This window comes from Enterobacter cloacae subsp. cloacae ATCC 13047, from assembly GCF_000025565.1.
Lineage (GTDB): Bacteria > Pseudomonadota > Gammaproteobacteria > Enterobacterales > Enterobacteriaceae > Enterobacter > Enterobacter cloacae.
This window is the reverse complement of the sequence record NC_014121.1, coordinates 2,926,699-2,953,134: the sequence shown is the minus strand read 5'-3', so window position 1 is coordinate 2,953,134 and position 26,436 is coordinate 2,926,699. Positions and strand designations below refer to the sequence as shown.

18 protein-coding genes and 2 pseudogenes are annotated in these 26,436 nt (G+C 57.7%); 11 read left to right on the top strand and 9 right to left on the bottom strand.

Annotation, left to right across the window (positions count from 1 at the left end; translation table 11 throughout):
* Positions 1–36: 36 nt before the first annotated feature.
* From ECL_RS14245 to ECL_RS14235, 3 genes are read left to right on the top strand one after another with little or no spacing between them, the layout of a single operon-like run.
* The gene (locus tag ECL_RS14245; protein ID WP_013097451.1) at positions 37–1,413 is read left to right on the top strand and encodes a glycoside hydrolase family 1 protein; all 1,377 of its coding nucleotides are present in this window, start codon (positions 37–39) and stop codon (positions 1,411–1,413) included.
* Between the two features lie 51 nt (positions 1,414–1,464).
* Positions 1,465–2,787, top strand: a complete 1,323-nt coding sequence (locus ECL_RS14240) for a PTS sugar transporter subunit IIC (protein ID WP_013097450.1) — start codon at positions 1,465–1,467, stop codon at positions 2,785–2,787.
* Between the two features lie 15 nt (positions 2,788–2,802).
* Positions 2,803–3,519, top strand: coding sequence for a GntR family transcriptional regulator (locus tag ECL_RS14235; RefSeq protein ID WP_013097449.1), 717 nt, complete (start codon positions 2,803–2,805; stop codon positions 3,517–3,519).
* 43 nt (positions 3,520–3,562) lie between these two features.
* Here the strand turns inward: ECL_RS14235 and ldtB are convergent, their stop codons facing one another.
* Entirely contained in the window at positions 3,563–4,483 is a 921-nt protein-coding gene (gene ldtB, locus ECL_RS14230) for a L,D-transpeptidase (protein ID WP_020689864.1), read from the bottom strand.
* Between the two features lie 221 nt (positions 4,484–4,704).
* Here ldtB and ECL_RS14225 point away from each other — a divergent pair, with 221 nt between their 5' ends.
* Complete coding sequence (locus ECL_RS14225; protein ID WP_013097447.1) at positions 4,705–6,300, top strand: ABC-F family ATPase; 1,596 nt, start codon at positions 4,705–4,707, stop codon at positions 6,298–6,300.
* 90 nt (positions 6,301–6,390) lie between these two features.
* Here ECL_RS14225 and ECL_RS14220 read toward each other — a convergent pair whose 3' ends face one another.
* Positions 6,391–8,754, bottom strand: coding sequence for a glycoside hydrolase family 31 protein (locus ECL_RS14220; RefSeq protein ID WP_013097446.1), 2,364 nt, complete (start codon positions 8,752–8,754; stop codon positions 6,391–6,393).
* A gap of 17 nt (positions 8,755–8,771) precedes the next feature.
* Positions 8,772–10,073 (bottom strand): MFS transporter, encoded by a 1,302-nt coding sequence (locus tag ECL_RS14215; protein WP_013097445.1) that lies wholly within the window; start codon positions 10,071–10,073, stop codon positions 8,772–8,774.
* 286 nt (positions 10,074–10,359) lie between these two features.
* Between ECL_RS14215 and ECL_RS14210 the strand changes: the two are divergent.
* Positions 10,360–11,422, top strand: a pseudogene (locus tag ECL_RS14210) (LacI family DNA-binding transcriptional regulator).
* On the opposite strand, the gene ECL_RS14205 reads toward ECL_RS14210, so the two are convergent.
* The 4 genes from ECL_RS14205 to ECL_RS14190 all read right to left on the bottom strand — a co-directional run bounded on the left by ECL_RS14205 (position 11,419) and on the right by ECL_RS14190 (position 17,146).
* Entirely contained in the window at positions 11,419–12,675 is a 1,257-nt protein-coding gene (locus ECL_RS14205; protein ID WP_013097444.1) for a DUF1479 domain-containing protein, read from the bottom strand. The pseudogene ECL_RS14210 and the gene ECL_RS14205 sit on opposite strands and share 4 nt — an antisense overlap.
* A 152-nt stretch (positions 12,676–12,827) precedes the next feature.
* Complete coding sequence (locus ECL_RS14200) at positions 12,828–13,643, bottom strand: Cof-type HAD-IIB family hydrolase (protein WP_013097443.1); 816 nt, start codon at positions 13,641–13,643, stop codon at positions 12,828–12,830.
* Positions 13,644–13,809: 166 nt separating this feature from the next.
* Positions 13,810–16,242: a formate C-acetyltransferase/glycerol dehydratase family glycyl radical enzyme gene (locus ECL_RS14195; protein ID WP_013097442.1), complete on the bottom strand. Its 2,433-nt coding sequence runs from the start codon at positions 16,240–16,242 to the stop codon at positions 13,810–13,812.
* A gap of 4 nt (positions 16,243–16,246) precedes the next feature.
* Complete coding sequence (locus tag ECL_RS14190) at positions 16,247–17,146, bottom strand: glycyl-radical enzyme activating protein (protein ID WP_013097441.1); 900 nt, start codon at positions 17,144–17,146, stop codon at positions 16,247–16,249.
* 128 nt (positions 17,147–17,274) lie between these two features.
* On the opposite strand from ECL_RS14190, the gene fsa reads away from it, so the two are divergent.
* A complete protein-coding gene (gene fsa, locus ECL_RS14185; RefSeq protein WP_029882869.1) occupies positions 17,275–17,937 on the top strand; it encodes a fructose-6-phosphate aldolase in 663 nt (220 codons plus the stop codon).
* 62 nt (positions 17,938–17,999) lie between these two features.
* Here fsa and moeB read toward each other — a convergent pair whose 3' ends face one another.
* Complete coding sequence (moeB, locus tag ECL_RS14180; protein WP_013097439.1) at positions 18,000–18,752, bottom strand: molybdopterin-synthase adenylyltransferase MoeB; 753 nt, start codon at positions 18,750–18,752, stop codon at positions 18,000–18,002.
* 1 nt (position 18,753) lies between these two features.
* Entirely contained in the window at positions 18,754–19,986 is a 1,233-nt protein-coding gene (moeA, locus tag ECL_RS14175; protein ID WP_013097438.1) for a molybdopterin molybdotransferase MoeA, read from the bottom strand.
* Between the two features lie 189 nt (positions 19,987–20,175).
* Here moeA and iaaA point away from each other — a divergent pair.
* The 5 genes and pseudogenes from iaaA (at position 20,176) to gsiD (ending at position 26,398) form a co-directional block, all read left to right on the top strand.
* A pseudogene (iaaA, locus tag ECL_RS14170) lies at positions 20,176–21,139 on the top strand (beta-aspartyl-peptidase).
* A complete protein-coding gene (gene gsiA, locus ECL_RS14165) occupies positions 21,126–22,997 on the top strand; it encodes a glutathione ABC transporter ATP-binding protein GsiA (protein ID WP_013097436.1) in 1,872 nt (623 codons plus the stop codon). Before iaaA ends, gsiA begins: the two are co-directional and overlap by 14 nt.
* 23 nt (positions 22,998–23,020) lie before the next feature.
* On the top strand, positions 23,021–24,559 hold the full coding sequence (gene gsiB / locus ECL_RS14160; protein ID WP_013097435.1) for a glutathione ABC transporter substrate-binding protein GsiB: 1,539 nt from the start codon (positions 23,021–23,023) through the stop codon (positions 24,557–24,559).
* 5 nt (positions 24,560–24,564) lie between these two features.
* Entirely contained in the window at positions 24,565–25,485 is a 921-nt protein-coding gene (gene gsiC / locus ECL_RS14155; protein ID WP_013097434.1) for a glutathione ABC transporter permease GsiC, read from the top strand.
* Between the two features lies 1 nt (position 25,486).
* The gene (gsiD, locus tag ECL_RS14150) at positions 25,487–26,398 is read left to right on the top strand and encodes a glutathione ABC transporter permease GsiD (protein ID WP_013097433.1); all 912 of its coding nucleotides are present in this window, start codon (positions 25,487–25,489) and stop codon (positions 26,396–26,398) included.
* Positions 26,399–26,436: the final 38 nt, after the last annotated feature.

The following is a 26,436-nucleotide window of genomic DNA, read 5'->3' as shown; positions in this document are numbered from 1 at the left end:
ATGAAATTTAAATGACTAGTCATATAGGGAGAGACCATGAATCAATCACTGCCAGCCAACTTTTTATGGGGCAATTCGGTATCCAGTATGCAGACGGAAGGGGCATGGAATGAGGGCGGGAAGGGGATGTCGGTGTACGACATTCGCGAAGCGGGGGAAAACATCTCCGACTGGAAAGTGGCGACCGATTCCTACCACCGCTACCGGGAAGATTTCGACCTGATGCAGGATCTGGGCATGAACTGCTACCGCTTTCAAATCTCCTGGAGCCGGGTCTGTCCGCAGGGCGACGGCGAGTTCAACGATGAAGGCATCGCCTTTTACGACCGCTTTATTAACGATCTCATCGCCCGCGGTATCGAGCCGATGATCTGCCTTTATCACTTCGATATGCCGCTGGCGCTGGCGCAGGAGTACAACGGCTTTAACGATCGTCGCGTCATGGATGCCTTTATCCGCTATGGCAAAAAGATGATCGACTGCTTCGGCGACCGCGTGAAGTACTGGCTGACCTTCAACGAACAGAACATCTTCCATATGCCGGAAGCGTTTCGTATTTCCGGTTACATGAAAGGTGAGAAAACCCTGCGCGAGCTGTACGAGTTGCAGCATCACACCATGGTGGCGCACATGACGCTGACCGAATATCTGCACCAGACAAAACCGGGTCAGCTGATGGGCGGTATGCTGGCGCACCAGCTGGTTTACCCGGCCACCTGCAAACCGCGCGATATCTTCTGCGCCCAGCAGTACGACGAATTCCTCAACCAGAACCTGCTGCGCGTCTTTGCTGGTCAGGGCTATAGCCCGGCGGTGATGGCGGTGGTGGAGCAGGAAGGGTTTGGCGATATCTACCGTGCCGAGGATCTGGGGCTGTTCGCAAGAACCCAAAACGACTTTATGGCTTTCAGCTACTACGCCAGTAAAACGCTGGACAGCGATGCCATTCCGCAGGGAACTCCGGTGAACAATTATCTGCTGTACGGCGATAAAAATAACCCGTACCTGAAAGCCACCGAATGGAACTGGCAAATCGATCCGCTCGGTTTTCGCACCATCATCACCCGCTACGCCAACGACTGGCGCATGCCGGTGTTCCCGATTGAAAACGGCATTGGCGTGATTGAATCCTGGGATGGCGTGAACCCGATTGAGGATACCTACCGCATCGACTATCACCGGGCGCATATCGAGGCGATGAAAGCCGCCATGTTCGAGGATGGCGCTGAGGTGATGGGGTATCTCGGCTGGGGTCTGATCGACATTCTGAGCTCCCAGGGTGACATGCGTAAGCGCTACGGCGTGGTCTACGTCAACCGTGAAAACCACGACCTTAAAGACCTGAAACGCGTGCCGAAGAAGAGCTACGCGTGGTTAAAACAGGTTATCCATACCAACGGACGCGAGATGTAAGCCGTACGCTGCCGGGCCGTTTTTGTGACTGATTGATGGGAACTATCCGCTATGTCTGAAACAAAAATCACACCGCATATGCAGTCCTATGTCGATAAATTTGTTGAGTTCTCGGCGCGCCTGGCAAACCAGGTGCATCTTCGCTCCCTGCGCGATGCCTTCGCCACGGTGATGCCGATTTTCATCCTCGCCGGACTGGCGGTGCTGGTGAACAATGTGGTGTTCCCATGGATTTTTGACGGCGACACGCTCACGCACTTCAAGGTATGGGGCGAGGCGATCATCAATGGCACGCTGAATATCGCCGCGCTGCTGCTGGCACCGATGATTGCCTGGTCGCTGGCGCGCAACAAGGATTTCGACAATCCGGTCTCGGCAGTGGTTATCGCTGTCAGCAGCTTTATTATCATGATGCCGATGCGTCTGCAGCTCACGCCCGTCGGCAGCGACACCACGGTGAATGTCACCCAGGTGCTGACCTTCGCCAACATTGGTTCGACCGGGATTTTCGCCGGGGTGCTGATTGGCTTGCTCTCGACGGAGCTGTTTATCGCCATCTCGCGGCTCAAGGCGCTGCAAATATCACTGGGGGAAAACGTGCCGCCGGCGGTCAGTAAATCTTTTAGCGCCCTGATCCCGACCATCCTGACGCTCTCACTGTTTGCCGTTCTGGCCGCGCTGCTGGCGAACGTATTGCATACGGATCTGATTCACCTGATCACCACCTTTATCCAGCAGCCGCTGCGGCTCATCAATACCAGCCTGCCGGGGACGATTTTTATCTACAGCTTTGGTAACTTCCTCTTCACGCTGGGTATTCATCAGTCGGTAGTCAACAGCGTGGTGCTGGAGCCGTTCCTGTTGATTAATACCAATGAGAACATGCTGGCCTTTGCCAACGGCCAGCCGATCCCGCACATCATCAACAACATCTTCGTGCCGACCTTTGGCATGGTGGGCGGTACCGGTAGCACCATTTCACTGCTGATCGCCATTTTTATCTTCTCGCGGCAACAATCGGCGAAACAGGTGGCACGTCTGTCGCTGGCGCCGGGTCTGTTCAATATCAACGAGCCGGTGATTTTCGGCCTGCCGATTGTATTTAACCTGCCTTTAATGATCCCGTTTGTCCTGTTGCCCGCCATTGGCATTTACTTCGCCTGGCTCTGCACCACGCTGGGATTAATGTCGCGCTGCGTGGTGATGATCCCGTGGACCACGCCGCCAATTCTGAGCGCCTGGCTGGCAACCGCGGGGGACTGGCGGGCGGTGGTGGTGCAGTTGGCAATCATCGTATTTGGTGTATTCTTCTACCTGCCTTTCCTCAAAATTGCCGAGCGAGTGGCGTTGAAAAACAGCGGGATAGAACATTAAACAGAAGGAAGGACGATGGCGGCGAAGTACATCACCATAGCGCGTGAAATCAAAAAACGCATCATCAGCCAGCAGTATGCCGCCAATGAACCCCTGCCGGACCAGTTTGCGCTGGCGGCGGAGTTCAATACCAGCCGGATGACCATTCAGCAGGCCATGCGTCAGCTGATCGTTGAAGGGCTGGTATATACCCGTCAGGGGCAGGGGACGTTCATCCGCAAAAACTTCCTTCAGTTGTCGCAGTGGGATCTCTCCGGCAGCGACTACTTTGGCGCGACCAAAACCTGGGAGCATCTGGGCACGGTAACGAGCCAGGTGGTGCATTTTGAACTGCGCTTCCCGAACGAAAAAGAGCAGGCCTCGCTGATGATCAATGCCGATACGCCGGTCTATGACTTCATTCGTCTGCGTTTGCTTAATGGTGAGCCCATGTCGCTGGACGCGACCGTAATGCCGCTCAACCTGGTGCCCGGCCTGAACAAAAGCCATCTTGAAAGCTCGGTGTTTCGCTATGTGCAGGAGACGCTGGGGCTGAAAATCATGGGATCGTACCGCGTGGTGCGGGCGCTAAAGCCGAATGCGCTGGATATGCAGCATCTGGTCTGCGAGGAGAGCGACCCGGTGCTGGAGGTGGAGCAGGTGATCTATCTGGAAGATGGCACGCCGCTGGAGTATGCGCACTGTCATTATCGTTACGACCACGGCGGGATTGTGATCGTGAATAACGGATAAAAAAAAGCGGGCATCGAAGCCCGCTTTTTTCGCTGTGTCGCGATTAGTTCAAACGCACCGGCATACCGGAACGGTTCTGCACAGCCTGGTCAACGATAGTCGTTTCCACGTCCGGCTGAGAGGTCACGGACTGCACCGCGCTGGTCAGCGTAATCGGCACGATTTCGTTATTGTTGATCTGGTCTTCGCTGGTGGACAGCGGGTTGTGCACTTCAATGTAACGGCTGCCATCCGGCTCAGAGGTCGCTTTAACCGGTTCGTTGATGAACTGGACGCGGGTACCTACCGGCACGTTTTCGAACAGGAATTTGATGTCGTCGTTACGCAGACGCACGCAGCCGTGGCTTACGCGCAGGCCGATACCGAAGTTAGCGTTGGTACCGTGGATGGCGTACAGGCGGCCGATGTACAGGGCGTACAGACCCATTGGGTTATCCGGGCCTGCTGGAACCACGGCTGGCAGCGGTTCACCTGCCGCGATGTATTCCGCGTGCATTTTCGCCGTTGGGGTCCAGGTTGGGCCTGCTTTCTTACGTTCAACTTTGGTGGTCCAGTTCAGCGGGGTATCTTTACCCAGCTGACCGATACCGATTGGCAGCACGATTACCGTGTTGGTGCCTTTCGGATAGTAATACAGACGCATCTCCGCGCTGTTAATCACGATACCTTCATGAACGGTATCCGGCAGGATCAGCTGCTGAGGGATATTGAGAACGGTACCTGCTTTTGGCAGGTATGGGTCAACGCCCGGGTTCGCTTCCAGCATGTTAGACAGGCCCAGCTGGTACTGTGCTGCGAAATACTCCAGCGGCTGAGTGTTACCCTCAGGCACCGTCACCACCTGGTTTTGACCCACCAGACGGCTACCGTCTGTCGGCAGCGGATAAGTCACCGCAGAAGCGGTTTTGCAAAAACCTACTACGGCTAACGCCGCCGCAAAAAGCGTTGTTAATTTCATGTTCATGTTGTGCGAGGTATCTAAGCCATTCAGGCGTGAGTTGATAAGTCTGAATCTGTGATGGGAGCGCATTATATGTGCATTCCCGCTAACAGGGAATTCAGATGTGTACGAAATCACATTTTTTTCGATTTTGTTAAAGTTTAGCGGAGCGTCGCAACACAGGATCTCAATTCGGAATTGTGGCATAATGCCGTGTTTATCACACTTTTCGCAGGAATCTCCCCGTGTTAGTTACCAGCAACGTCACTATGCAGTTTGGCAGTAAGCCGCTGTTCGAAAACATTTCCGTCAAATTTGGCGGCGGCAACCGTTACGGCCTGATTGGTGCCAACGGTAGCGGTAAATCCACCTTTATGAAGATCCTCGGCGGTGACCTGGAGCCGACGCTCGGCAACGTGTCGCTCGATCCCAACGAGCGCATCGGTAAACTGCGTCAGGATCAGTTCGCCTTTGAAGAGTTCACCGTGCTCGACACCGTGATCATGGGGCACGCGGAGCTGTGGGAAGTGAAGCAGGAGCGCGACCGTATCTACGCTCTGGCCGAAATGAGCGAAGAAGATGGCTACAAAGTGGCCGATCTGGAGACGCAATACGGCGAAATGGACGGTTATTCTGCAGAAGCGCGTGCGGGCGAGCTGCTGCTGGGCGTGGGCATTCCGGTCGAACAGCATTACGGCCCAATGAGCGAAGTGGCACCTGGCTGGAAGCTGCGTGTGCTGCTGGCGCAGGCACTGTTCTCTAACCCGGACATTCTGCTGCTCGATGAACCGACGAACAACCTGGACATCGACACCATCCGCTGGCTGGAGCAGACGCTCAACGACCGTGACAGCACCATGATCATCATCTCGCACGACCGTCACTTCCTGAACATGGTGTGTACGCACATGGCGGATCTGGATTACGGTGAGCTGCGTGTTTACCCGGGCAACTACGACGAATACATGACGGCGGCCACCCAGGCGCGTGAACGTCTGCTGGCGGATAACGCCAAGAAGAAAGCGCAGATTGCGGACCTGCAATCCTTCGTCAGCCGCTTTAGCGCCAACGCCTCTAAATCCCGTCAGGCAACATCGCGTGCCCGCCAGATTGACAAAATCAAACTGGAAGAAGTTAAAGCTTCCAGCCGTCAGAACCCGTTCATCCGTTTCGAGCAGGACAAGAAACTGTTCCGTAACGCGCTGGAAGTGGAAGCCCTTACCAAAGGTTTTGATGAAGGCCCGCTGTTTAAAAACTTCAACCTGCTGCTGGAAGTGGGCGAGAAGATCGCCATTCTGGGTGCCAACGGCGTGGGTAAATCCACCATGCTGAAAACCCTGGTCGGCGAACTGCAGCCGGACAACGGGAGCGTGAAATGGTCCGAAAACGCGCAAATTGGTTATTACGCGCAGGATCATGAATATGAATTTGAAAACGACCTGACCGTCTTCGACTGGATGAGCCAGTGGAAGCAGGAAGGCGACGATGAGCAGGCGGTGCGCAGTATTCTGGGGCGTCTGCTGTTCAGCCAGGACGACATCAAGAAGCCTGCCAAAGTGCTCTCCGGTGGAGAGAAGGGCCGCATGCTGTTCGGCAAGCTGATGATGGAAAAACCGAACATTCTGGTGATGGACGAACCGACCAACCACCTGGATATGGAATCTATCGAATCGCTGAACATGGCGCTGGAGATGTACCAGGGCACCCTGATCTTCGTTTCTCACGACCGTGAGTTCGTCAGCTCGCTGGCGACCCGCGTGATTGAAATTACGCCAGAGCGCGTGGTGGACTTCACCGGTAACTATGAAGATTACCTGCGCAGCAAAGGTATCGAGAACTAAAAAAAGCCGGGTGGCGGCTTCGCCTTACCCGGCCTACGTTCTGTTCCCTCTCCCTGTGGGAGAGGGTTAGGGTGAGGGCATCAGGCCGCACTACATCACCCACTCACTCCCTTCAATCCCATTCACAAGCAGCCTGCGTTTTTCCCCCGCCGGTAATGACACCTTCAGTGCTTTCCACGCCGGACGATAATCTCCGCGCGCAGTGATCTTCAAATTGATGGTTGCCCCATCGCACACCATTTCCCACTCTACCCACAGCGCATTGCCGTTCTGATAGCCCCAGCTTTCACCGTCATCTTCAAACAGCAGACCGGTGCTGGTACCCACGCCTTTGACCGGGAACAGCTTCAGTTCGCGGGTGTCGTCTTTTTCCGCGCTGACGTGAGTGATGCGTTCGCTGAGCGGCAGACCGGCACCGGCGCGCACCAGCAGCGGCAGTTTTTCCAGCGGTGCATCCAGAGCGATCCACTGCCCGCCCGCGTACCACGCGTGGGTGTAAAAATCGTACCAGCCGGTTTCGTTATCCGGCAGCCAGAGACGGCGCTCGCGCTGTCCGGCCTCCACCACGCTTGCCACCAGCAGGTCCCGGCCCAGCAGGAACTCGTCGCACTCTTCAAAGGTCTGCGCATCGTGTTCGTGGTCGAGGAAGGTTGGGCGCAGCATCGGTTCGTCATCGGCATGCGCCTGCCAGAGCAGGGTGTAGAGATACGGCAGCAGACGATAGCGCAGCTCAATAGCACCGCGAATAGCGGGGGTGACGCCCGGATACATCCACGGCTCGTTTACCGTGTGATCGTCATTCCACGAGTGAATGGTAAAACGCGGGTGCATCACGCCGTTCTGCACCCAGCGGACAAACAGCTCGGCGTCGGGTTTGTCGCCAGAAAAACCGCCCACGTCATGACCAACGTTAAACAGCCCGGACAGGCTCATGCCCAGCCCCATGCGGATGTTATAGCGCAGGGTATCCCAGTTGGTGCGGTTATCGCCGCTCCAGGTCTGAACGTAACGTTGCATCCCGGCGCAGCCGGAACGGGAGATCAGATACGGGCGCTTTTCCGGGGCAAACCGCTGCTGCGCTTCCAGCGAGGCGCGCATCATCAGCAGCGGCATCACCGGGCGGATGTGTTTGATGGCGATCTCCTTGCCAAAACCATGACAGCGCGCTTCGCCGTCCCACACTTCGTATTCGTTGTTATCGTTCCAGGTGGAGTCGATCCCCATCTCCAGCAGCTGCGTGGTGACTCCTTCCTGCCACCATTTCACCGTCTGCGGGTTGGTAAAGTCGAGGTGGGAACCTTCGTCATCCCAGAAGCTGGAGCGTTCTGGTGCATCGGTTTCTGAATCACGAATGAACAGGCCGTTTTCCGCCACTTCGCTATAGCGCGGGTGGTCCTGCAGCAGGCACGGCTTGATGTTTGCCGCCAGCCGCAGTCCCGCATCGTGGAATGCCTGGGTCATCACCTTCGGTTGCGGCACTTTGTCGTAGTTCCAGTTAAAGACATAGCGCTTGCCGTTGATTGAGGTATAACCCGATGAGAGCTGGAACGAGTCGCACGGGATCGCATGCTCTTCGCACAGGCGAATAAAATTCATCAGTTGATTCTGCGCGTCCGGCGCGTCGGTGTAGTGCATGGTCGACCCGCTGTAGCCCAGGCTCCATTTCGGCCCGAACAGCGTTTTCCCGGTCAGGCGCACAAAGGCTTTGGTGACGTCCAGCACCCGTTTGCCGGTAAAGAGGTAGTAATCGATATCACCCGCTTCCGCCTGCCAGCGACGGTAAGCGGTGTGGTAGTTATCAATCTCGTTGCCCAGATCCAGCCAGCAGCTGCTCAGGTTGTCGTAGAACAGGCCGTAACTCACGTCATCGCGGCGGGTAAGGGTAAACGGGATGTGTTTGTACAGCGGGTCGGTGCTGGCCGCGTTGTAGCCCATGGCGTCGAGGTTGCGCATCTCGAAGCGCTTACCGTTGCGCTGCAGGTCGCCCGCTTTCTCACCCAGGCCGTAAAAACGCTCGTCCTTGCGACGGCTCAGGTAGTGTGCCACCCCGTCGCCGTGAGCGTTCAGCAGATAGGCGCTGGTCGGACGGTCATTGACCAGCGGCTGCCACTCACCGGCGTCATTGCGATAATGCCACTCCAGCCACAGCGGCTGATGAACGGTCACACGCAGCTGTTCGGTAGCAATTGTCAGCCCCTCATCCTGCTGGCTTAGCGTCCAGGCAGGGCAGGTGAAGCCGCTCAGATCGTCGCGACGACGGCCTTCCCACGGCACATCTTCTTCCGGAGCGATGCTCCAGGTGCGGTCCAGCGCCAGTTCACCTTTACGTTTGATCAGTACGCGGAACAGGTTCTCTTCCAGCACATACAGGCACAGGCGGTGCTGGTTATCCACCAGCAGTTCCAGATGGTTGGCCGACTGCTTATCGACGGTCCAGTTTTTCAGGGTTTTCATATGCAATACATCCACTATCAGGCGCGCTTGGCGCGACGTTCAGCAATAAATGCCACCAGGAAAACAGCGCCAATCAGGTCAAAGAAACCCATGGCAATAAAGAGCGGGTTGAAGCCGATTTTGTCGGCGGTCACACCAATCAACAGCGAGAACAGGAAGCTGGCGATCCACGCCGCCGAGCCGCGCATACCGTTAACGGTCGCCATCTGGCCTTTATCGAACGACTCCACCACCAGGGCGCTGAGCATGCAGGAGATGATCTGATGCCCGAAACCGCCGATGGAGATCAGCACGATGGTGATGTACGGGTCGCGGGTAATGGCGACGACGGCCAGAGAGATCATCAGGAACGCGCCGGTGACGGAGCTTGCCACCACGGAGTTGACGCGGGAGCAGCCAAACAGGCGGGTATACAGACGGGTGAGGTAACCGCTTGCCACGCTGCCGAGATCGGCGGCCAGGAACGGCAGCCAGGCAAACATCGCGATCTGCTTCAGATCCATGCCGTGCTCTTTGGCGAGATACAGCGGCACCCAGAAACTCAGTACCGCCCAGGCCGGTTCCGCCATAAAGGCCGGGATGGCGATACCGTAGAAGCGTTTGTTTTTTGAGACGGTTTTCAGTGCGGTCAGGAAGGGCAGTTTTACCGCAGGCGGTTCGTTATCCTGCTTGATAAACGCCAGCTCGTCTTTGCTCAGGTTCGGGTGCTGCTCCGGATTGTGGTAGAACGCCCACCACAGGAGCACCCACAGCAGCGCCAGCACGCCGGTGAACATAAACGCGCCCTGCCAGCCAAACGAGGCGTGCGCGAAGTAGATGATAGGCGGAGCCAGCATCGCGCCAATGGAGAAGCCCACACCGGCCCAGCCGGCTGCCACAGGACGTTCCGATTTCGGGAACCATTCACCAATGGTTTTGGCGTTTGCGGGCGTGGCGGCGGCTTCAGAAGCCCCCATAAAGAAGCGCAGGATGGCAAGGTGCAGCCAGCTCCCGGCACCCGCGTGGAAAATACACATCAGCGCCCAGATCCCGGCGCAAATCATAAAGCCAATCTTCAGGCCGATCACGTCGATCAGCCAGCCGCACAGAGGCTGGAAAATGGTGTAGGCGATCTGGAATGCCCCGACGATCCAGGAGTACTGCTCGGTGGTGATCCCGAGGCTCTCTTTCAGTTCCGGGGCGAGGATCCCGAGTGAGTTTCGGGTGATGTAGTTAACGGTGACGCCAAGTAAGAACAGCACCAGCACATACCAGCGCAGGTTTTTAATGACGCGACGGGTTTTGCTTGCCGCAACGGTGTTATTAATGTCCTGACTCATTTTACTCTCCACAAGACGGACGGTAAGGGGACGGAAGTTCAGGTGTCACACAGGTTTATGACGTTGATTGTTATCTGTTTTACCGCTTCAAGTTGCTATACAACTAGTATGGAAGTTGTGTGACAAGTTCACCTTAAGGGAGAAAATGAGAGGGCAATAGTGGATTTTGTGCAAAATTTCTCATAACTGAGCGACATCATTTGGCATCATGGCTTTGACATCAGCTATTGCCTGATATCCACGCTATGAAAATTTTGTCATTTCGCAAATGGAGCCAGATCACAAAATGGACAAAAGGCTAAAAATCACCGAAATCGCTGCCCGGACTCAGCTCTCAATCAGCACCGTTTCGCGGGTCCTTGCCGGGAAGGCGAATACCAGTGAAAAAGCACGTGCGAAGGTGCTGGCATGCGCGCGCGAGCTGGGAGTGCTGGACGGAATGGCTGCGGGCCGTTTGCTGCTCAACAGTCTCGTTGTCTTCGCCCCACAGCGCGCCTTTGACGAGCGGTCTGACATCTTTTACTACCGTGTGATCCAGAGCGTAAGCAAAGGTCTGGCCTCGTACGATGTTCGCCTGCGTTACTGCGCGCTGGAGGAGAACGACAGCGACGCCCAGCAGTTTCTGGCGCGAATGAACGAGCCGGACACCCAGGCCGCCATCCTCCTCGGGATTGACGATCCGCATATCCACGACCTGGCAGTGGATGTCGGTAAACCCTGCATGCTGATTAACTGCCGCGACCGGCATATGCGCCTGCCTGCTGTCGCGCCGGACCATCGGGCCATTGGCGAGCGGGCGGCGGACTATCTGTTTGAAATGGGACACCGTGAGGTGATGAATGTGTTGTGCCTGCGGCGTTACACCATGGAGCTGCGCCTTGCGGGGATCCGCGATGCATGGCAGTCGCACAACCTGAAGTTCAACGATAAACGCGATTTGCTGGTGGCGCCGAGCTTCAGCGCTCGCGAAACAGAGCAACTGGTCACCGACTGGCTGAGCCGCATGCAGGGGAAAGACTTGCCGACTGCGTTTCTGGTGGGTGGTGACTTTATGGCGGCGGGCACCATCAGCGCCCTGCAAAAACAGGGGTTACGCGTGCCGCAGGATATTTCGGTGATGAGCATTGACGGCTTTAATCTGGCGGCCATTCAGGATCGCGGTGCATGTCCCGCGTGATGAGCTGGGCACCGAAGCGGTACATATGCTCCAGCAGCGGCTGATGCGCCCGGAGGCGCCGTCAGGCACGCTATTGCTTAACGGCACCCTGACCGTACGGGAATCGGTCCGGCGGATACGTCAGGGGAAACGACGCACCGCCGTTGAGCGGGAAGGGCTGTACGACAGTTAAGCCATGCCCAGCGCACGCTTGCCGTGGATATTGAGATCGGCCACGGTAAAGCGATCCTGCCAGGTTTTTTCATAATCCTCGCGCGGGAAATCACCCGGTGATGCCCCGGTTTCCAGCGCCGCTTTCACCTTCTTCGCGTAGGCGAGGTTCTTCTCGCACATCGGCGCGGCAGGAATGTACATCACGTTGCCCCAGCCCTGTTGATCCTCAACCGGCGCGACGGAGTGGATCACATCGCAGTGCCACCACACCGAATCGCCCGCCTCCAGTGCCGGAATGCTGGTGAGCGCTTCGATAAGCAGCGGGTGCCATTTCTCTGACACCGGCAGAACGCGCCCCGGCGCGACGCCGCACAGTTCGTCCTCCGGCACGTCATCCAGCAGCGGACGCAGCAGAATATAAGCCATCGCTTCCGGGATTGGCACCACGTGCAGCAGCCCCTGGCCCGGGATCATGTCCGACAGCGCCGTCCAGCCCTGGAAGGTGCGGAACACCGAACATTTGGTGGTGTTATCCACGGTGTACTCTTCCACTTCAGTACGGTGTGCAGCATTCCACGGATCGTATTTCTCTACGTTGCCATCAAAGACGCGGGCGAAAACCTGCTGATAGGCGGGCAGCAGCCAGCGCTCCAGCGCACCGGAATCGGTATGCGCGCCCAGCCCTTTCGAGGTGGTGCCCGGTGGACGACGGCGGATGCGATCCGGGTAAATCACGCTGACGTCCGGGTCGAACCACTGTTTGCCGTTGCTCTCGAATGTCCACAGACGGTTCAGAAACGACTGCACCTGCGCCATCTCTTCACTCTGGCGCGCCTGCATTTGCGCCTGTGACCAGTAGATAGGGTAAATCTCCGGGCGAGACGCCGTTAAGGTACCAAAGAAGTTATCGCCGGGCCCTTTATAGACTTCATCAAACTGGTTGAGATCGAGGTAATCGAGCATCGACTGATCCCATGCCAGCGCCTGCTCGCGCGGGAAATGACCTTTTATTACCGCGCAACCCCGGCGTTTGATCGCCTCACGCTGCGCGGATGTGATGGTGCCATCTTTCACATCCGCAAACGGGATCACCGGCCAGACGGGCTCGCCTTTGTTTTTCAGGGCGTTAATTTCCGCCACGCGGGTCGCGATGGTATCGCTGAGCTTATCGAACACCGCCTGCACATCGCCGATTTGCGCCCGTAGCTCGCGCTTCATCTCACGGATTGCGGCTTTGTGATCCGCCGGCAAAGTTTCACTGGTAAACGTCATAACTGCCTCGCATCTTTCATTCGAAAGTAAAAATGTCTACAAATGATACTTTAAGTTAAAAATTGGTTAATGCAAGTTTAAAAACTTGACGGGTAGCACAGGATGGAAAAAGAGTGAGGGGGGGCCGGAGCGCGGCTCCGGCAGGAAGGGAATCAGGCGTCGAACGGGGAGTGGTGGTCCAGCACCGCCTGAATAACGTTCAGCGCGCCCTGGTGGTTGTTGTCGTCGGTGCTATAGCGGCTTACGTCTCTGATGCTTTCGGCTGCGTTGCCCATTGCAAAGGAGTATTTCACCAGCTTCAGCATCTCCGCGTCATTGCCGCTGTCGCCAATACCCACGCACTCCTGCGGGGAGACTTTCCAGCGTTTCAGCAGACGGCTGATGCCATTGGCTTTGTGCAGGCCGGGGATAATCAAATCGACAAAACCAAAGCCGCTGGTGACCGGCTTCATAATGCCGTCCAGGGAGACATGCAGTTTATCGACCAGATTCGAGATATCGCTGTCCGGCAGGTTCAGGGAGAACTTAAACAACACGTCGTTAATGTCGCGGTAGTCGCTGATACGCTTTAAGCGGTGATAGTGCTTTGACATCAGCGCCACGAACGCCTCGGGGGCCTGGTCGCTGACGTAAGCGCTGTCGAGACCGCAGGCCACAAAGTTCAGCCCTTTGTCTTTCAGCAGTTCGCCAATAACGATTTGCGACTCATGACGCGTCAGCTCGCCGTGGAAAATTTGTTCACCGTGATCGAAGACCAGCGCACCGTTTTCCGCCACGAAGGAGATCTGATCTTTCAGTTCCGGGAAGAAGGAGATGAGCTGGTAATACTGGTTACCGCTGGCGACAACAAATTCAATATTACGGGCTTTAAGCTGCTCAAACTGTGCCTGAAAGCGGTCACGATCGTACTGCTTGGCATCATCAAGGAAAGTTCCGTCCATATCGGTGACGATAACTTTAACGGTCATACTGTGCTCCTGGGTCACTGCGTTTTGAAACATTCTAATAACAAGGTGACGGAGAGCACAAATTTAATTTCGAATGAAAGTAGAAAAGCCGGGTGGCGGCTTCGCCTTACCCGGCCTACGGGGAGAATTGTAGGCCCGGTAAGCGCAGCGCCACCGGGCGTTTTTTTTACAGCGTATGCTCCGTACGCGCAATGATATCGTCCTGTGCATCCGGCGACAGGGCGGTGAAGAACGCCGAGTAGCCTGCGACGCGTACCACCAGGTCACGGTACTGGTCCGGGTGTTTCTTCGCGTCCAGCAGTGTTTCGCGTGAAACGATGTTGTACTGAATATGCCAGCCTTTATGCACCTCGAAGAAGGTACGCAGCAGCACCATCAGCTTTTGACGGTCGCTGTCGTTTTCCAGCGTTGACGGGTTCAGCTTCTGGTTTAACAGCACGCCGCCAAGAATCGCTTCGGTTGGCAGTTTACCCACGGAGCCGATTACCGCCGTTGGACCGAGGTGGTCGGTACCGGAGGCCGGACTGGCGCCTTCCGCCAGCGGGGTGTGCGCTTTGCGTCCGTCCGGAGTCGCCATTGTCGCTGCACCAAACGGCACGTTTGCGGAGATGGAGGATGTGCCCGCGTAGTAGTTACCGCCAATGGGGCCACGGCCGTAACGCGGGTTATGATACTGCTTCAGCTCGTCAATGTAGGTCTGATAAGCACGGGTCAGCAGCATGTCCACACTGTCGTCATCGTTGCCGTACTTCGGCGCACCGTTGATCAGACGCTGACGCAGCTGCTCGTGCGTCAGCCCGTCGAAGTCATCCGCCAGCGCCGCCGCCAGCTGCTGCTGACCGATGACGCCCTGCTCGAACACCAGTTTCTTCACCGCCGCCAGGCTGTTACCGAGGTTGGCAATCCCCACCTGCAGGCCGGAGACCCAGTCATACTTCGCGCCGCCCTGCTTGATGCTTTTCGCCCGCTCGATGCAGTCATCCACCAGCGCCGAGCAGAGGATATCGTGGACATTCTCTTCCAGCATGGTGTCTACGACATACTCAATCTCGATGGATTTACGGGTGTAATAGCGGATCTGGGTATCCCAGGCCGTCATCACCTCGTCGAAATTGCCGAAGTTACCGGCAGAGAGTGCTTTCTCCTGCGGCAGGAACACTTTCCCGCTGGTGGCATCGCGGCCGCCTTCCAGCGCGGCGAGCATCACGCGGGCGAAGTTGATAAAGCTCATGCCGGTGCAGCGGTAGCCCCATTTGCCGCCAACGGCGGTTTCGATGCAGCCGATGGCGGCATAGTCGTACGCATCTTCTTTTTCTACGCCGAGCTTGATGAATTCCGGGATCACGATTTCATCGTTGTTGAACGCTGGCATGCCGAAGCCGCAGCGGATCACCTGCACGCAGGCGTCGAGGAAGTCGTTGCTCATCCCTGCGTGATAACGCACGCTCAGGTTTGGCTGGGTGGAGCGCAGACGACCGCAGGACTCCAGAATCGCGTAAGAGAGCGGGTTGACGGCGTCCATTGGCTCACCGTTGACCAGCTTCTGACCGCCGATGGTGACGTTCTGGTACAGCGGGCTGCCTGCGGAGGCTTTGGAGTGCGAGCCGGAGCGGATCTTGTTCACTTCCAGCAACTTCAGCCAGCAGCTGTGGAGCAGCTCGATGACGTGCTCGCGGTCGAGGCTCTGGTTCAGCTCTACGTCGCGACGGTAGTACGGGTAGAGATATTGATCCATGCGGGCGAACGACACGGAGTGGCCGTTGGACTCAATCTGCAGGATAAGCTGAATGAAGTAGCACAGCTGCAGCGCCTGCCAGAAGGTTTTTGGCGGTTCATGGGCAATCGCGTCACAGTTTTCCGCTATCGCCAGCAGCTCGTCGCGGCGGCTGACGCGGGATTCGGTAGCCGCCATTTCACGCGCCAGGGCTGCAAAACGTTCGATATGCAGACTTACCGCCTCCAGCACGATATCAATCGCTTTCAGGAACTGATCGCCGTGCAGGTCGTCCAGCACCGTCAGGTTGATGCGCGAGCGGCGCTCGGCCACTTTAGCGCGCAGGCCGTCGAGCCCTTTTTCCAGCACCAGCGGGAAGTTTACCGCCAGGTGGGCATCGCCGGAGGTCATGTTGCCTTCGGCTTTGATAATGCCGGTTTCCAGCAGGCTTTTCTGCTCGTCGGTGAACATGCCGTAACAGCGATCCTGTACCGTCTGGCCGCGCCACCACGGGCAGATCTCATGCAGAACGCGCTTATTCTCTTCGCTGACCGCAAAGCCCGCGCCGGGACGGTCCGCCAGATCGTCAATCTCTTTCTCAATCCAGGAGACGGTATATTCCGGGAAGATCGGCGCGGCGCGCACTTCGCTTGCCTGGTTACCGACGATCAGCTCATCGTGTTTGATCCAGATGGTGCGCTGCGCGAGATGATGCGCCAGCGCCAGCGCGCGACGCACCGGGATCGGTTTATCCATATGCTGCTGGTACATTTCAGTGTAGTGCTGCGCGCGCTCGGTACAGACCGGCGGCTTCACGATATGCACCAGGGCCATTTTGTGCGCTTTAATGCGCTCGCTGAGGGTGTTGAGATTCAGGGTAGTCATCGTTTTATCCTCGTAAGGTCGCGGTTAACCCTTTCTGGCAGGCATACTGCTGTGCAAAGTCCAGTAGCGCAGGGTTATCCAGCGGTTTGTCAGGAGCAGAGTAAGGTTGGCCGAGCAGGGTGTATTTGTTCATGCCCAGCGTGTGATACGGCAGAAAGTGAATGTCGCGAACGTTCAGTTCGTCGGCTGCGAAATTGGTAATGGCGGTAACAGAGGCTTCATCGGCGTTAAAGCCCGGGATCAGCGGCACGCGAATGATGATTTTTTTCCCGGCCGCCGCCAGGCGTTTCAGGTTGTCCAGGATGCGTTTTGCCGAGCCGTCCGTCCACTGTTTGAACACCTCTGCATCCATATGCTTCAGGTCGGCGAGGAACAGATCGACATACGGTAGTGAAGGCGCGATATAGTGCCACGGCACGTGAAGGCAGGTTTCGACGGCGGTATGAATACCCTGTTCATGGCTGGCTTTAAACAGCGCCAGTGCCAGATCGGGGTTCATAAACGGCTCGCCGCCGGAGAGGGTGATTCCGCCGCCGCTGCGGTCGTAAAACGGCTTATCGCGCAGGACGGTCGCCATGATCTCCTCCACCTGACGTTCTTCACCACATACGGTGAGCGCCTGTGTCGGGCAGCAGTCGGTAAGGGCATTAAGCGTCTGTTCGTCTAGTTTCTCACGGTGGATGACCAGCCCGTTCAGCGCACGTTCGATACAGCCCGGTGCCGCCTGCTGGCACAGATCGCAGCCGTCCAGGCAAAGACGTGCATCAAACAGCACGTCCCGCGTGCGGGCCCGGCTTTCCGGGTTCTGGCACCAGCGACAGCCCAGCGAGCAGCCTTTCAGGAACACCACGGTACGGATCCCGGGGCCATCGTGGGTAGAGTAACGCTGAATATTGAAGATCATGATTTTGCCTCTCATCTTGCATATGAAGATTAAATTACTTTCGAATGAAAGTTATCTTGATGCAGGTCAACTCCTGAGCAGGTTTTGTCGTGATAGGGTAAGTGCAGGCTAAAATTGAGGGCGACATCATGGAACTTTATCTCGACACTTCTGACGTTGCGGCAGTGAAAAAGCTCGCACGTATCTTCCCGCTGGCGGGCGTAACCACCAACCCCAGCATTGTGGCGGCAGGCAAAACGCCGCTTGAGGTTCTGCTGCCAGAACTGCACGACGCGCTGGGTGGCAAAGGCCGTCTGTTCGCGCAGGTGATGGCCACGACCGCCGAAGGCATGGTGGACGATGCGCGTAAGCTGCGTGCTATCATTAACGACCTGGTGGTGAAAGTGCCGGTGACGGCGGAAGGGCTGGCGGCGATCAAAATGCTGAAAGCAGAAGGAATCCCGACGCTGGGGACCGCGGTATATGGTGCCGCACAGGGGATGTTGTCCGCGCTGGCGGGGGCAGAGTATGTCGCGCCTTACGTTAACCGCGTGGATGCGCAGGGCGGAGACGGGATCCAGACCGTTGTGGAATTACAGCAGTTGCTGACGCTGCATGCCCCGCAATCAAAAGTGCTGGCGGCGAGCTTCAAAACCCCGCGTCAGGCGCTGGATTGCCTGCTGGCCGGCTGTGAGTCCATCACGCTGCCGCTGGACGTGGCGCAGCAGTTTATTACCTCTCCGGCGGTGGATGCGGCGATCGTGAAGTTTGAGCAGGACTGGCAGGGGGCGTTTGGACGGACGGCCCTCTGACGCGTTATCTCCCTCTCCCGGTGGGAGAGGGCCGGGGTGAGGGCATCAGGCCGCAACGAGGTTTAACCGCTGCACACCTCACACCCCGGACTACGCATCAACTTCATCTCGCGGAACTGGCAGGTCATTGCGTCATACATCACAATTTTCCCCGCCGCTGGCGTACCGTAACGGGTCAGCACTTTGATCGCTTCCATCGCCTGTAGTGACCCTATCACGCCGACTAACGGCGCCATTACGCCCGCCTCGACGCAGGTGAGCGCATTCTCACCAAACAGGCGGCTCAGACAGCGATAACACGGTTCGCCTTCAGCATAGGTAAAGACACTGATCTGTCCTTCCATGCGGATTGCTGCGCCAGAAACCAGCGGCGTTTTGTGGGTAAAACAGCCGGCGTTTAGCTGGTTGCGGATGGCGACGTTATCAGTACAGTCCAGCACCAGATCGTGCTTTGCGATTTGCGCGTATAACGCCTCGTCATCCAGCATCGCGTTAATCGGGGTGAACTGAACGTGGGGGTTGATGCGCGTTAACGCTGCGCGGGCAGAGTCCACCTTCGGCTGGCCGAGTGTCGCATCGCTGTGCAGCGTCTGGCGCTGCAGATTTGACACCGACACGGTATCAAAGTCCAGCAGCGTCATCTTGCCCACACCCGCCGCGGCGAGGTATTGCGCGGCGGCGCAGCCCAGTCCGCCCAGGCCGACGACCAGTACGCTGGCCGCCTTGAGCGCTTCCTGGCCTTCAAAATCAAAACCGCGCAGGACAATCTGGCGGTTATAGCGCATCATCTCTTCATCGCTCAGTTCCGCCGCCATCTCAGCCTCCGAACAGGTGGTTAAAGCGCTCCACCTCAACCCATTCGCCTGCTTCCACATTGCCACGCTCGCGCTCCAGCACGATAAAGCAGTTGCCCTGGCTGAAGGAGCTGAAAATGTGCGAACCCTGATGGCCGGTGGTGCTCACCTCCAGCTCGCCCTCCGCGTTGCGCGTCAGAATACCGCGCTGGAAATCAAGGCGACCGGGGGATTTCTTAAGGCGCGTAGCGGCACGCACGCGCTGGCGTACCGGCAGCGGACTGGCACGGTTGCCCGAAAGCTTCGCCAGCAGGGGGATCACCAGCTGGTAGAAGGTCAGGGCGGCAGAGACCGGGTTACCCGGCAGGCCGCAGAACCAGCTGTGCTGAAGCTTGCCAAAAGCGAACGGTTTGCCCGGCTTGATGGCCAGCTTCCAGAAGGCGATTTCACCCAGCTCTTCCAGGATGGTTTTGGTGTAATCCGCTTCACCCACCGAAACACCGCCGGAGCTGATCACCACGTCGGCTGCGTTGTCTGCCTCAATAAAGGCGGCGCGCAGTTTTTCCGGGTCATCAGGAATAATGCCAAGGTTGATCACCTCACAGCCCAGCTGCTCCAGCATCAGGTGTACCGCCAGACGGTTGGTGTCGTAAATCTGCCCGTCCTGCAGCGGCTGGCCCGGAAGCTGCAATTCGTCACCGGTAGAAAAGAGCGCGACGCGCACCTGACGGATCACCTCAATGTCCGCGATACCGAGCGAGGCCAGCACCGGCAGTTCACCTACCGTCAGCTTCTGCCCCGCAGCGAATACCGTTGCGCCAAGAGCAATATCTTCGCCGGTGCGGCGGATGTTCTGGCCTGCTTTGACGCTGGCGGTAAAGCGCACGCCGTCAGCGGTCTGTTCGGTCTCTTCCTGCATCACCACCGCATCGCAGCCTGCGGGGACCGGCGCGCCGGTCATGATGCGCACGCAAGTGCCCACAGGCCATTCACCGTCAAACGGTTGACCGGCGAAGGCTTTTCCTGCGACAGGCAGCGCCTGACCCGTCTGGAGATCCGCCAGGCGTACCGCGTAACCGTCCATCGCTGAGTTATCAAACCCCGGCACGTTAAGCGGGGAAATGATGTCGCGTGCGGCAATACGACCAAAACAGCGCGCCAGCGGCAGCGTCTCTACGTCGTGCAGCGGGGAAAGTCGGTCCAGCATCTGCGTGAGTGCCGTCTCAAGCGGCATCAGTCCGGCGGTAAAATCCATAGTGGGCTCCAGCACAGTAACAACGAAAGCGCTCATTATGGCAGAAAAGTGCGGCTAACTGTATGACCCACCATGAGTACCCTTTACATCGCAGTTGCGTCTTTCTATATTCAAAAATTATCTGAAGAATCATCAACGATAATGATATTTATAGAAAAAGCCGCCATGCAGGCTGACAGGTGAGGCGAAATGGTTAATGCGGTAATCGCAATTCATGGCGGCGCCGGGGCTATTACCCGTGCACAGCTCACTCCTGAGCAGGAGAAGCGCTACATTGATGCGCTCTACGCCATTGTCGAAACGGGCCAGCGAATGCTGGAGGCGGGCGAAAGCGCGCTGGATGTGGTGACCGAAGCGGTACGTCTGCTGGAAGAGTGTCCGCTGTTCAATGCGGGGATAGGTTCCGTGTATACGCGTGACGAGACGCACGAGCTGGATGCCTGCGTGATGGATGGCGTCACCCTGAAAGCAGGGGCCGTGGCGGGCGTGAGCCATCTGCGCAACCCGATTCTGGCGGCGCGACTGGTGATGGAAGAGAGTCCTCATGTGCTGCTGACGGGCGTCGGGGCGGAGAACTTTGCCTTCGCACACGGGATGGAGCGGGTATCGCCGGATCTTTTTTCCACTGACGAGCGCTACCAGCAGCTGCTGGCAGCCCGTACGGCGGGCATGACCCAGCTGGACCACTCCTCACCGCTCAATGAAACCACCAAAATGGGCACGGTTGGCGCAGTGGCGCTCGACAAGGCCGGTAATCTGGCGGCGGCCACCTCAACCGGCGGTATGACCAACAAGCTACCTGGCCGGGTTGGCGACAGTCCGCTGCCGGGCGCCGGGTGCTATGCCAATAACGCCACGGCGGCGGTCTCCTGCACCGGAACCGGCGAAGTGTTTATTCGCGCGCTCGCCGCATACGACATTACCGCCCTGATGGATTACGGCGGGCTCAGCCTGAGTGAAGCCTGCGAGCGTGTGGTAATGGAAAAGTTGCCCGCGCTGGGCGGTGAGGGTGGACTCATTGCGGTGGACCGTGAGGGTAACGTGGCCCTGCCGTTCAACAGCGAAGGGATGTACCGCGCCTGGGGCTATGCCGGTGATGAACCCAGCACCGGGATCTATCGTGAATAAGGGGGCAACGCGTGCCGCACAGTGAAGAGCTGGATAACCGCGAAGTGCTGGCTGTCCATCAGCTGAATATTGCGTTTCAGGAGGAGCGGCAGTTCATCCCCGCAGTAGAGAATTTATCCTTCTCACTCAAACGCGGCGAAACGCTGGCGATTGTGGGGGAGTCCGGCTCCGGGAAATCGGTCACCGCGCTGGCGCTGATGCGCCTGCTGGAACAGACGGGCGGGCAAATCAGCAGCGAGAAGATGCTTCTGCGCCGTCGCAATCGTCAGGTCATAGATTTAAATGAGCTGAGCGCAGCACAGATGCAGGGCGTGCGCGGGGCGGATATCGCGATGATCTTCCAGGAGCCGATGACCTCGCTGAACCCGGTCTTCCCGGTTGGAGAGCAAATTGCCGAATCCATTCGCCTGCATCAGGGACTGAGCGGCGATGAAGCCCTTCTGGAAGCCAAACGGATGCTGGAGCTGGTACGTATCCCGGAGTCGCAGTCCATACTGGGCCGCTATCCGCATCAGCTCTCTGGCGGGATGCGTCAGCGGGTGATGATTGCCATGGCGCTCTCGTGCCGTCCGGCGGTATTGATTGCGGACGAGCCGACGACAGCGCTGGATGTCACCATTCAGGCGCAGATCCTGCAGCTTATCAAAGTGCTGCAGCAGGAGATGGAGATGGGGGTGATGTTTATCACCCACGATATGGGCGTGGTCGCGGATATTGCCGATCGCGTGCTGGTGATGCACCAGGGCAGGGCGGTAGAAACCGGCACGGTAGAGCAGATTTTCCATGCGCCCGCCCACCCATACACCAAAGCGCTGCTGGCGGCGGTTCCGCGTCTGGGAGCGATGAACGGCAGCGATCTTCCGCGCCGTTTCCCGCTGATTTCCCTTGAGGCGGCGGGCCGCCAGGAAGAGGAAACCGAGCAGGACACCGTGGTACCCGGCAAGCCCATTCTTGAGGTGCGGGATCTGGTGACCCGTTTTCCTCTGCGCAGCGGCATTTTCAACCGTGTAAAGCGTGAAGTGCACGCGGTTGAAAATGTCAGTTTTGATTTATGGCCAGGCGAAACGCTGGCGCTGGTGGGGGAGTCGGGCTGCGGCAAATCCACCACCGGACGCGCGTTACTTCGGCTGGTGGAGTCGCAGGAAGGGAGCATTACCTTTAACGGCGAACGTATCGACACCCTTCCTGACAGTAAGCTTCAGGCGGTGAGGCGGAATATCCAGTTTATTTTTCAGGATCCGTATGCGTCTCTGGACCCGCGCCATACGGTGGGGTATTCGATTATGGAGCCGCTGCGGGTGCATAACCTGCTCGACGGCGAAGCCGCACAGCGTCGGGTGGCGTGGCTGCTGGAACGCGTGGGTCTGAAGCCGGAACATGCCTGGCGTTACCCGCATGAGTTTTCCGGCGGTCAGCGGCAGCGAATTTGTATTGCCCGCGCGCTGGCCCTGAACCCAAAAGTGGTGATCGCAGACGAATCTGTCTCGGCGCTGGATGTCTCTATCCGCGCGCAAATCATCAATTTATTGCTCGACTTACAGCGGGATCTGGGGATTGCCTTTCTCTTTATTTCCCACGACATGGCGGTGGTGGAGCGCATCAGCCATCGCGTGGCGGTGATGTATCTGGGGCAAATCGTCGAGATTGGTCCGCGGCGGGCGGTGTTTGAGAACCCGCAGCACCCATACACCCGTAAGCTGATGTCTGCAGTACCGGTTGCCGATCCCGAACACCGTCACGGGCAGCGCGTGCTGCTGCAGGATGAGATGCCGAGCAATATTCGTAAACGGGGTGAGGTCATGGAGCGGGTCACGCTGCGTGAAGTGGGCCCCGGACATTTTGTTGCCCCTCCGCGTCAGGACAATGCATTTTCGCGGTTATAACGTACAACAGGCAGGAGAACACAATGGTTAAATTTGTTGCTCGTACATGGCTGTTAGCCGCGAGCGTGACGGCAGCCCTGGCCGCCTCTCCCGCGTTCGCTGCCAAAGATGTGGTGGTTGCCGTCGGCTCCAATTTCACCACCCTCGATCCCTATGACGCCAACGATACGCTGTCGCAGGCGGTCGCCAAGTCGTTCTACCAGGGGCTGTTTGGCCTGGACAGAGAGATGAAGCTGAAAAATGTGCTGGCAGAGGGGTACACCGTCTCGGATGATGGGCTGGTCTATACCATTAAGCTCAGAACCGGCGTGAAGTTCCAGGATGGCACCGATTTCAACGCGGAGGCGGTGAAGGTTAACCTCGACCGCGCCAGCAATCCGGAAAACAGCCTCAAGCGCTATAACCTCTATAAAAATATTGCCAGCACCGAGGCCGTCGATCCGACAACGGTAAAAATTACCCTGAAAGAGCCGTTCTCGGCCTTTATTAATATTCTGGCGCATCCGGCGACGGCGATGATCTCGCCTGCGGCCCTGAAAAAATACGGGAAAGAGATTGGGTTCCATCCGGTCGGTACCGGCCCGTATGAGCTGGTGACCTGGAACCAGACGGACTTTGTAAAGGTGAAGAAATTCGCCGGCTACTGGCAGCAGGGGCTGCCGAAGCTCGACACCATCACCTGGCGTCCGGTGGTGGATAACAACACCCGCGCGGCGATGCTGCAAACCGGCGAAGCACAGTTTGCCTTCCCGATCCCGTACGAGCAGGCGGCGATCCTGCAGAAGAACAGCAAGCTGGAGCTGGTGGCCAGTCCGTCCATTATGCAGCGTTACATCAGCATGAACGTGACGCAAAAGCCGTTTGATAATCCCAAAGTGCGCGAGGCCATCAACTACGCGATTAACCGTCAGGCGCTGGTGAAAGTGGCCTTCGCGGGCTTCGCCACCCCGGCCACCGGCGTGCTGCCACCGGCTATTGCCTATGCGCAAAGCTATCAGCCGTGGCCATACGATCCGGCGAAAGCCCGTGAACTGTTAAAAGAGGCGGGCTTCCCGAACGGCTTTAGCACCACGCTATGGTCATCCCATAATCACAGTACCGCGCAGAAGGTGCTGCAGTTTACCCAGCAGCAGCTGGCGCAGGTCGGTATTAAGGTGCAGGTCACCGCGATGGATGCCGGGCAGCGTGCGGCAGAAGTGGAAGGGAAAGGGCAGAAAGAGAGCGGCGTGCGGATGTTCTACACCGGCTGGTCGGCCTCTACCGGTGAGGCTGACTGGGCGCTGTCGCCGCTGTTCGCCTCGCAGAACTGGCCGCCGACCCTGTTCAACACGGCATTTTACAGCAACCCGCAGGTGGATAAAGATCTTGCCGATGCGCTGAAAACCACCAAACCGGATGAGAAAGCGCGCCTCTACAAAGACGCACAGGATATCATCTGGAAAGAGTCGCCGTGGGTACCGCTGGTGGTTGAAAAACTTGTTTCGGCGCATAACAAAGCGTTGACCGGGTTTTACATCATGCCGGATACGGGCTTTAGCTTTGACGATGCGGATTTAAAATAACACTCATGCTCAATTATGTTTGTAAACGCCTGCTGGGGCTTATCCCGACGCTGCTGATTGTGGCGGTACTGGTGTTTTTGTTTGTCCATCTGCTGCCGGGCGATCCGGCGCGTCTGGTGGCCGGGCCAGAGGCGGATGCCACCGTCATTGAACTGGTGCGCAAACAGCTTGGTCTCGACCAGCCTCTGTACATACAGTTTCTCCATTATATTTGCAACGTGCTGCAGGGCGATTTTGGTATCTCGATGGTGTCGCGTCGCCCGGTATCGGAAGAGATTGCCAGCCGCTTTATGCCTACGTTCTGGTTAACGATTGCCAGCATGTGCTGGGCGATGGTGTTTGGGCTTGGCGCCGGGATTGTCGCTGCCGTCTGGCGCAACCGCTGGCCGGACAAGGTCGGCATGGCGCTGGCGGTGACCGGGATCTCTTTCCCGGCTTTTGCGCTGGGGATGCTCCTGATGCAGATTTTCTCCGTGGAACTGGGCTGGTTGCCCACCGTCGGGGCCGATACCTGGAAGCACTACATCCTGCCGTCCATGACGCTGGGCGCGGCCGTCTCCGCGGTGATGGCGCGCTTCACACGCGCGTCGTTCGTTGACGTGTTGAGTGAAGATTACATCCGTACCGCACGGGCGAAAGGGGTGAGCGAGAAGTGGGTCATCCTCAAGCACGGTTTTCGTAACGCGATGATCCCGGTGGTGACCATGATGGGGCTGCAGTTCGGCTTCCTGCTGGGGGGCTCTATCGTGGTGGAAAAGGTCTTCAACTGGCCGGGGCTGGGGCGCCTGCTGGTGGATTCGGTCGAGATGCGCGACTATCCGGTCATTCAGGCGGAAGTTCTGCTCTTCTCGCTGGAATTTATTCTTATCAATTTAGTGGTGGATGTGCTGTACGCCGCCATTAATCCGGCCATCAGGTATAAGTAAGATGCGATTGTTGAACTGGCGTCGTCAGACCATTGTAAACGCTATGCCGGGGCTGAAGCCGGACCATATCCGCACCCCATGGTTTGAATTCTGGCGGCGCTTTCGTCGCCAGCCTGTTGCCATGACGGCGGGGCTGTTTGTACTGCTGCTGATTGTGGTGGCCGCCATTGCGCCGTGGGTGGCACCGTATGATGCGGAAAACTACTTTGATTACGACCGCCTGAATGACGGACCGTCGATGATGCACTGGTTCGGCGTGGACTCTCTGGGACGCGATATTTTTAGCCGCGTGCTGATGGGCGCGCAGATATCGCTCGCCGCCGGGGTGTTTGCGGTGCTTATCGGTGCGGTCATCGGTACCGTTCTGGGTCTGGTGGCAGGGTATTACGAGGGCTGGTGGGACCGGATCATTATGCGCATTTGCGACGTGCTGTTTGCCTTCCCCGGCATTTTGCTGGCAATTGCGGTTGTCGCCATTATGGGCAGCGGCATGGCAAACGTCATCATCGCCGTCGCGGTCTTTTCGATCCCGGCGTTTGCCCGCCTGGTGCGCGGTAATACGCTGGTACTGAAGCAGCAGACCTTTATTGAATCCGCCCGCAGTATGGGGGCCAGCGACGCCAACATCCTGTTCAGCCATATTCTGCCGGGTACGGTGTCGTCGATTGTTGTCTATTTTACGATGCGTATCGGCGTGTCGATAATTTCCGCCGCCAGCCTGTCGTTTCTGGGATTAGGGGCCCAGCCACCGACGCCGGAGTGGGGCGCGATGCTCAACGAGGCGAGGGCAGATATGGTGATTGCGCCGCACGTGGCGATATTCCCGAGTCTGGCGATTTTCCTGACCGTGCTGGCGTTCAACCTGCTGGGGGATGGGCTGCGCGATGCGCTGGATCCGAGGATTAAGGGGTAGGGCAGTGGAATGTGCCGGGTGGCGGCTACGCCTTACCC

Coding starts and splice junctions, on each gene's coding strand:
- ECL_RS14205 (WP_013097444.1), bottom strand. CDS start 12,675: ATGACGTTTACCAGTGAAACTTTGCCGGCGGATCACAAAGCCGCAATC.
- ECL_RS14215 (WP_013097445.1), bottom strand. CDS start 10,073: ATGAGTCAGGACATTAATAACACCGTTGCGGCAAGCAAAACCCGTCGC.
- ldtB (WP_020689864.1), bottom strand. CDS start 4,483: ATGAACATGAAATTAACAACGCTTTTTGCGGCGGCGTTAGCCGTAGTA.
- gsiC (WP_013097434.1), top strand. CDS start 24,565: ATGCTCAATTATGTTTGTAAACGCCTGCTGGGGCTTATCCCGACGCTG.
- fsa (WP_029882869.1), top strand. CDS start 17,275: ATGGAACTTTATCTCGACACTTCTGACGTTGCGGCAGTGAAAAAGCTC.
- ECL_RS14245 (WP_013097451.1), top strand. CDS start 37: ATGAATCAATCACTGCCAGCCAACTTTTTATGGGGCAATTCGGTATCC.
- ECL_RS14220 (WP_013097446.1), bottom strand. CDS start 8,754: ATGAAAACCCTGAAAAACTGGACCGTCGATAAGCAGTCGGCCAACCAT.
- ECL_RS14190 (WP_013097441.1), bottom strand. CDS start 17,146: ATGATCTTCAATATTCAGCGTTACTCTACCCACGATGGCCCCGGGATC.
- ECL_RS14240 (WP_013097450.1), top strand. CDS start 1,465: ATGTCTGAAACAAAAATCACACCGCATATGCAGTCCTATGTCGATAAA.
- gsiD (WP_013097433.1), top strand. CDS start 25,487: ATGCGATTGTTGAACTGGCGTCGTCAGACCATTGTAAACGCTATGCCG.
- ECL_RS14195 (WP_013097442.1), bottom strand. CDS start 16,242: ATGACTACCCTGAATCTCAACACCCTCAGCGAGCGCATTAAAGCGCAC.
- gsiB (WP_013097435.1), top strand. CDS start 23,021: ATGGTTAAATTTGTTGCTCGTACATGGCTGTTAGCCGCGAGCGTGACG.
- moeA (WP_013097438.1), bottom strand. CDS start 19,986: ATGGATTTTACCGCCGGACTGATGCCGCTTGAGACGGCACTCACGCAG.
- ECL_RS14200 (WP_013097443.1), bottom strand. CDS start 13,643: ATGACCGTTAAAGTTATCGTCACCGATATGGACGGAACTTTCCTTGAT.
- ECL_RS14235 (WP_013097449.1), top strand. CDS start 2,803: ATGGCGGCGAAGTACATCACCATAGCGCGTGAAATCAAAAAACGCATC.
- moeB (WP_013097439.1), bottom strand. CDS start 18,752: ATGGCGGCGGAACTGAGCGATGAAGAGATGATGCGCTATAACCGCCAG.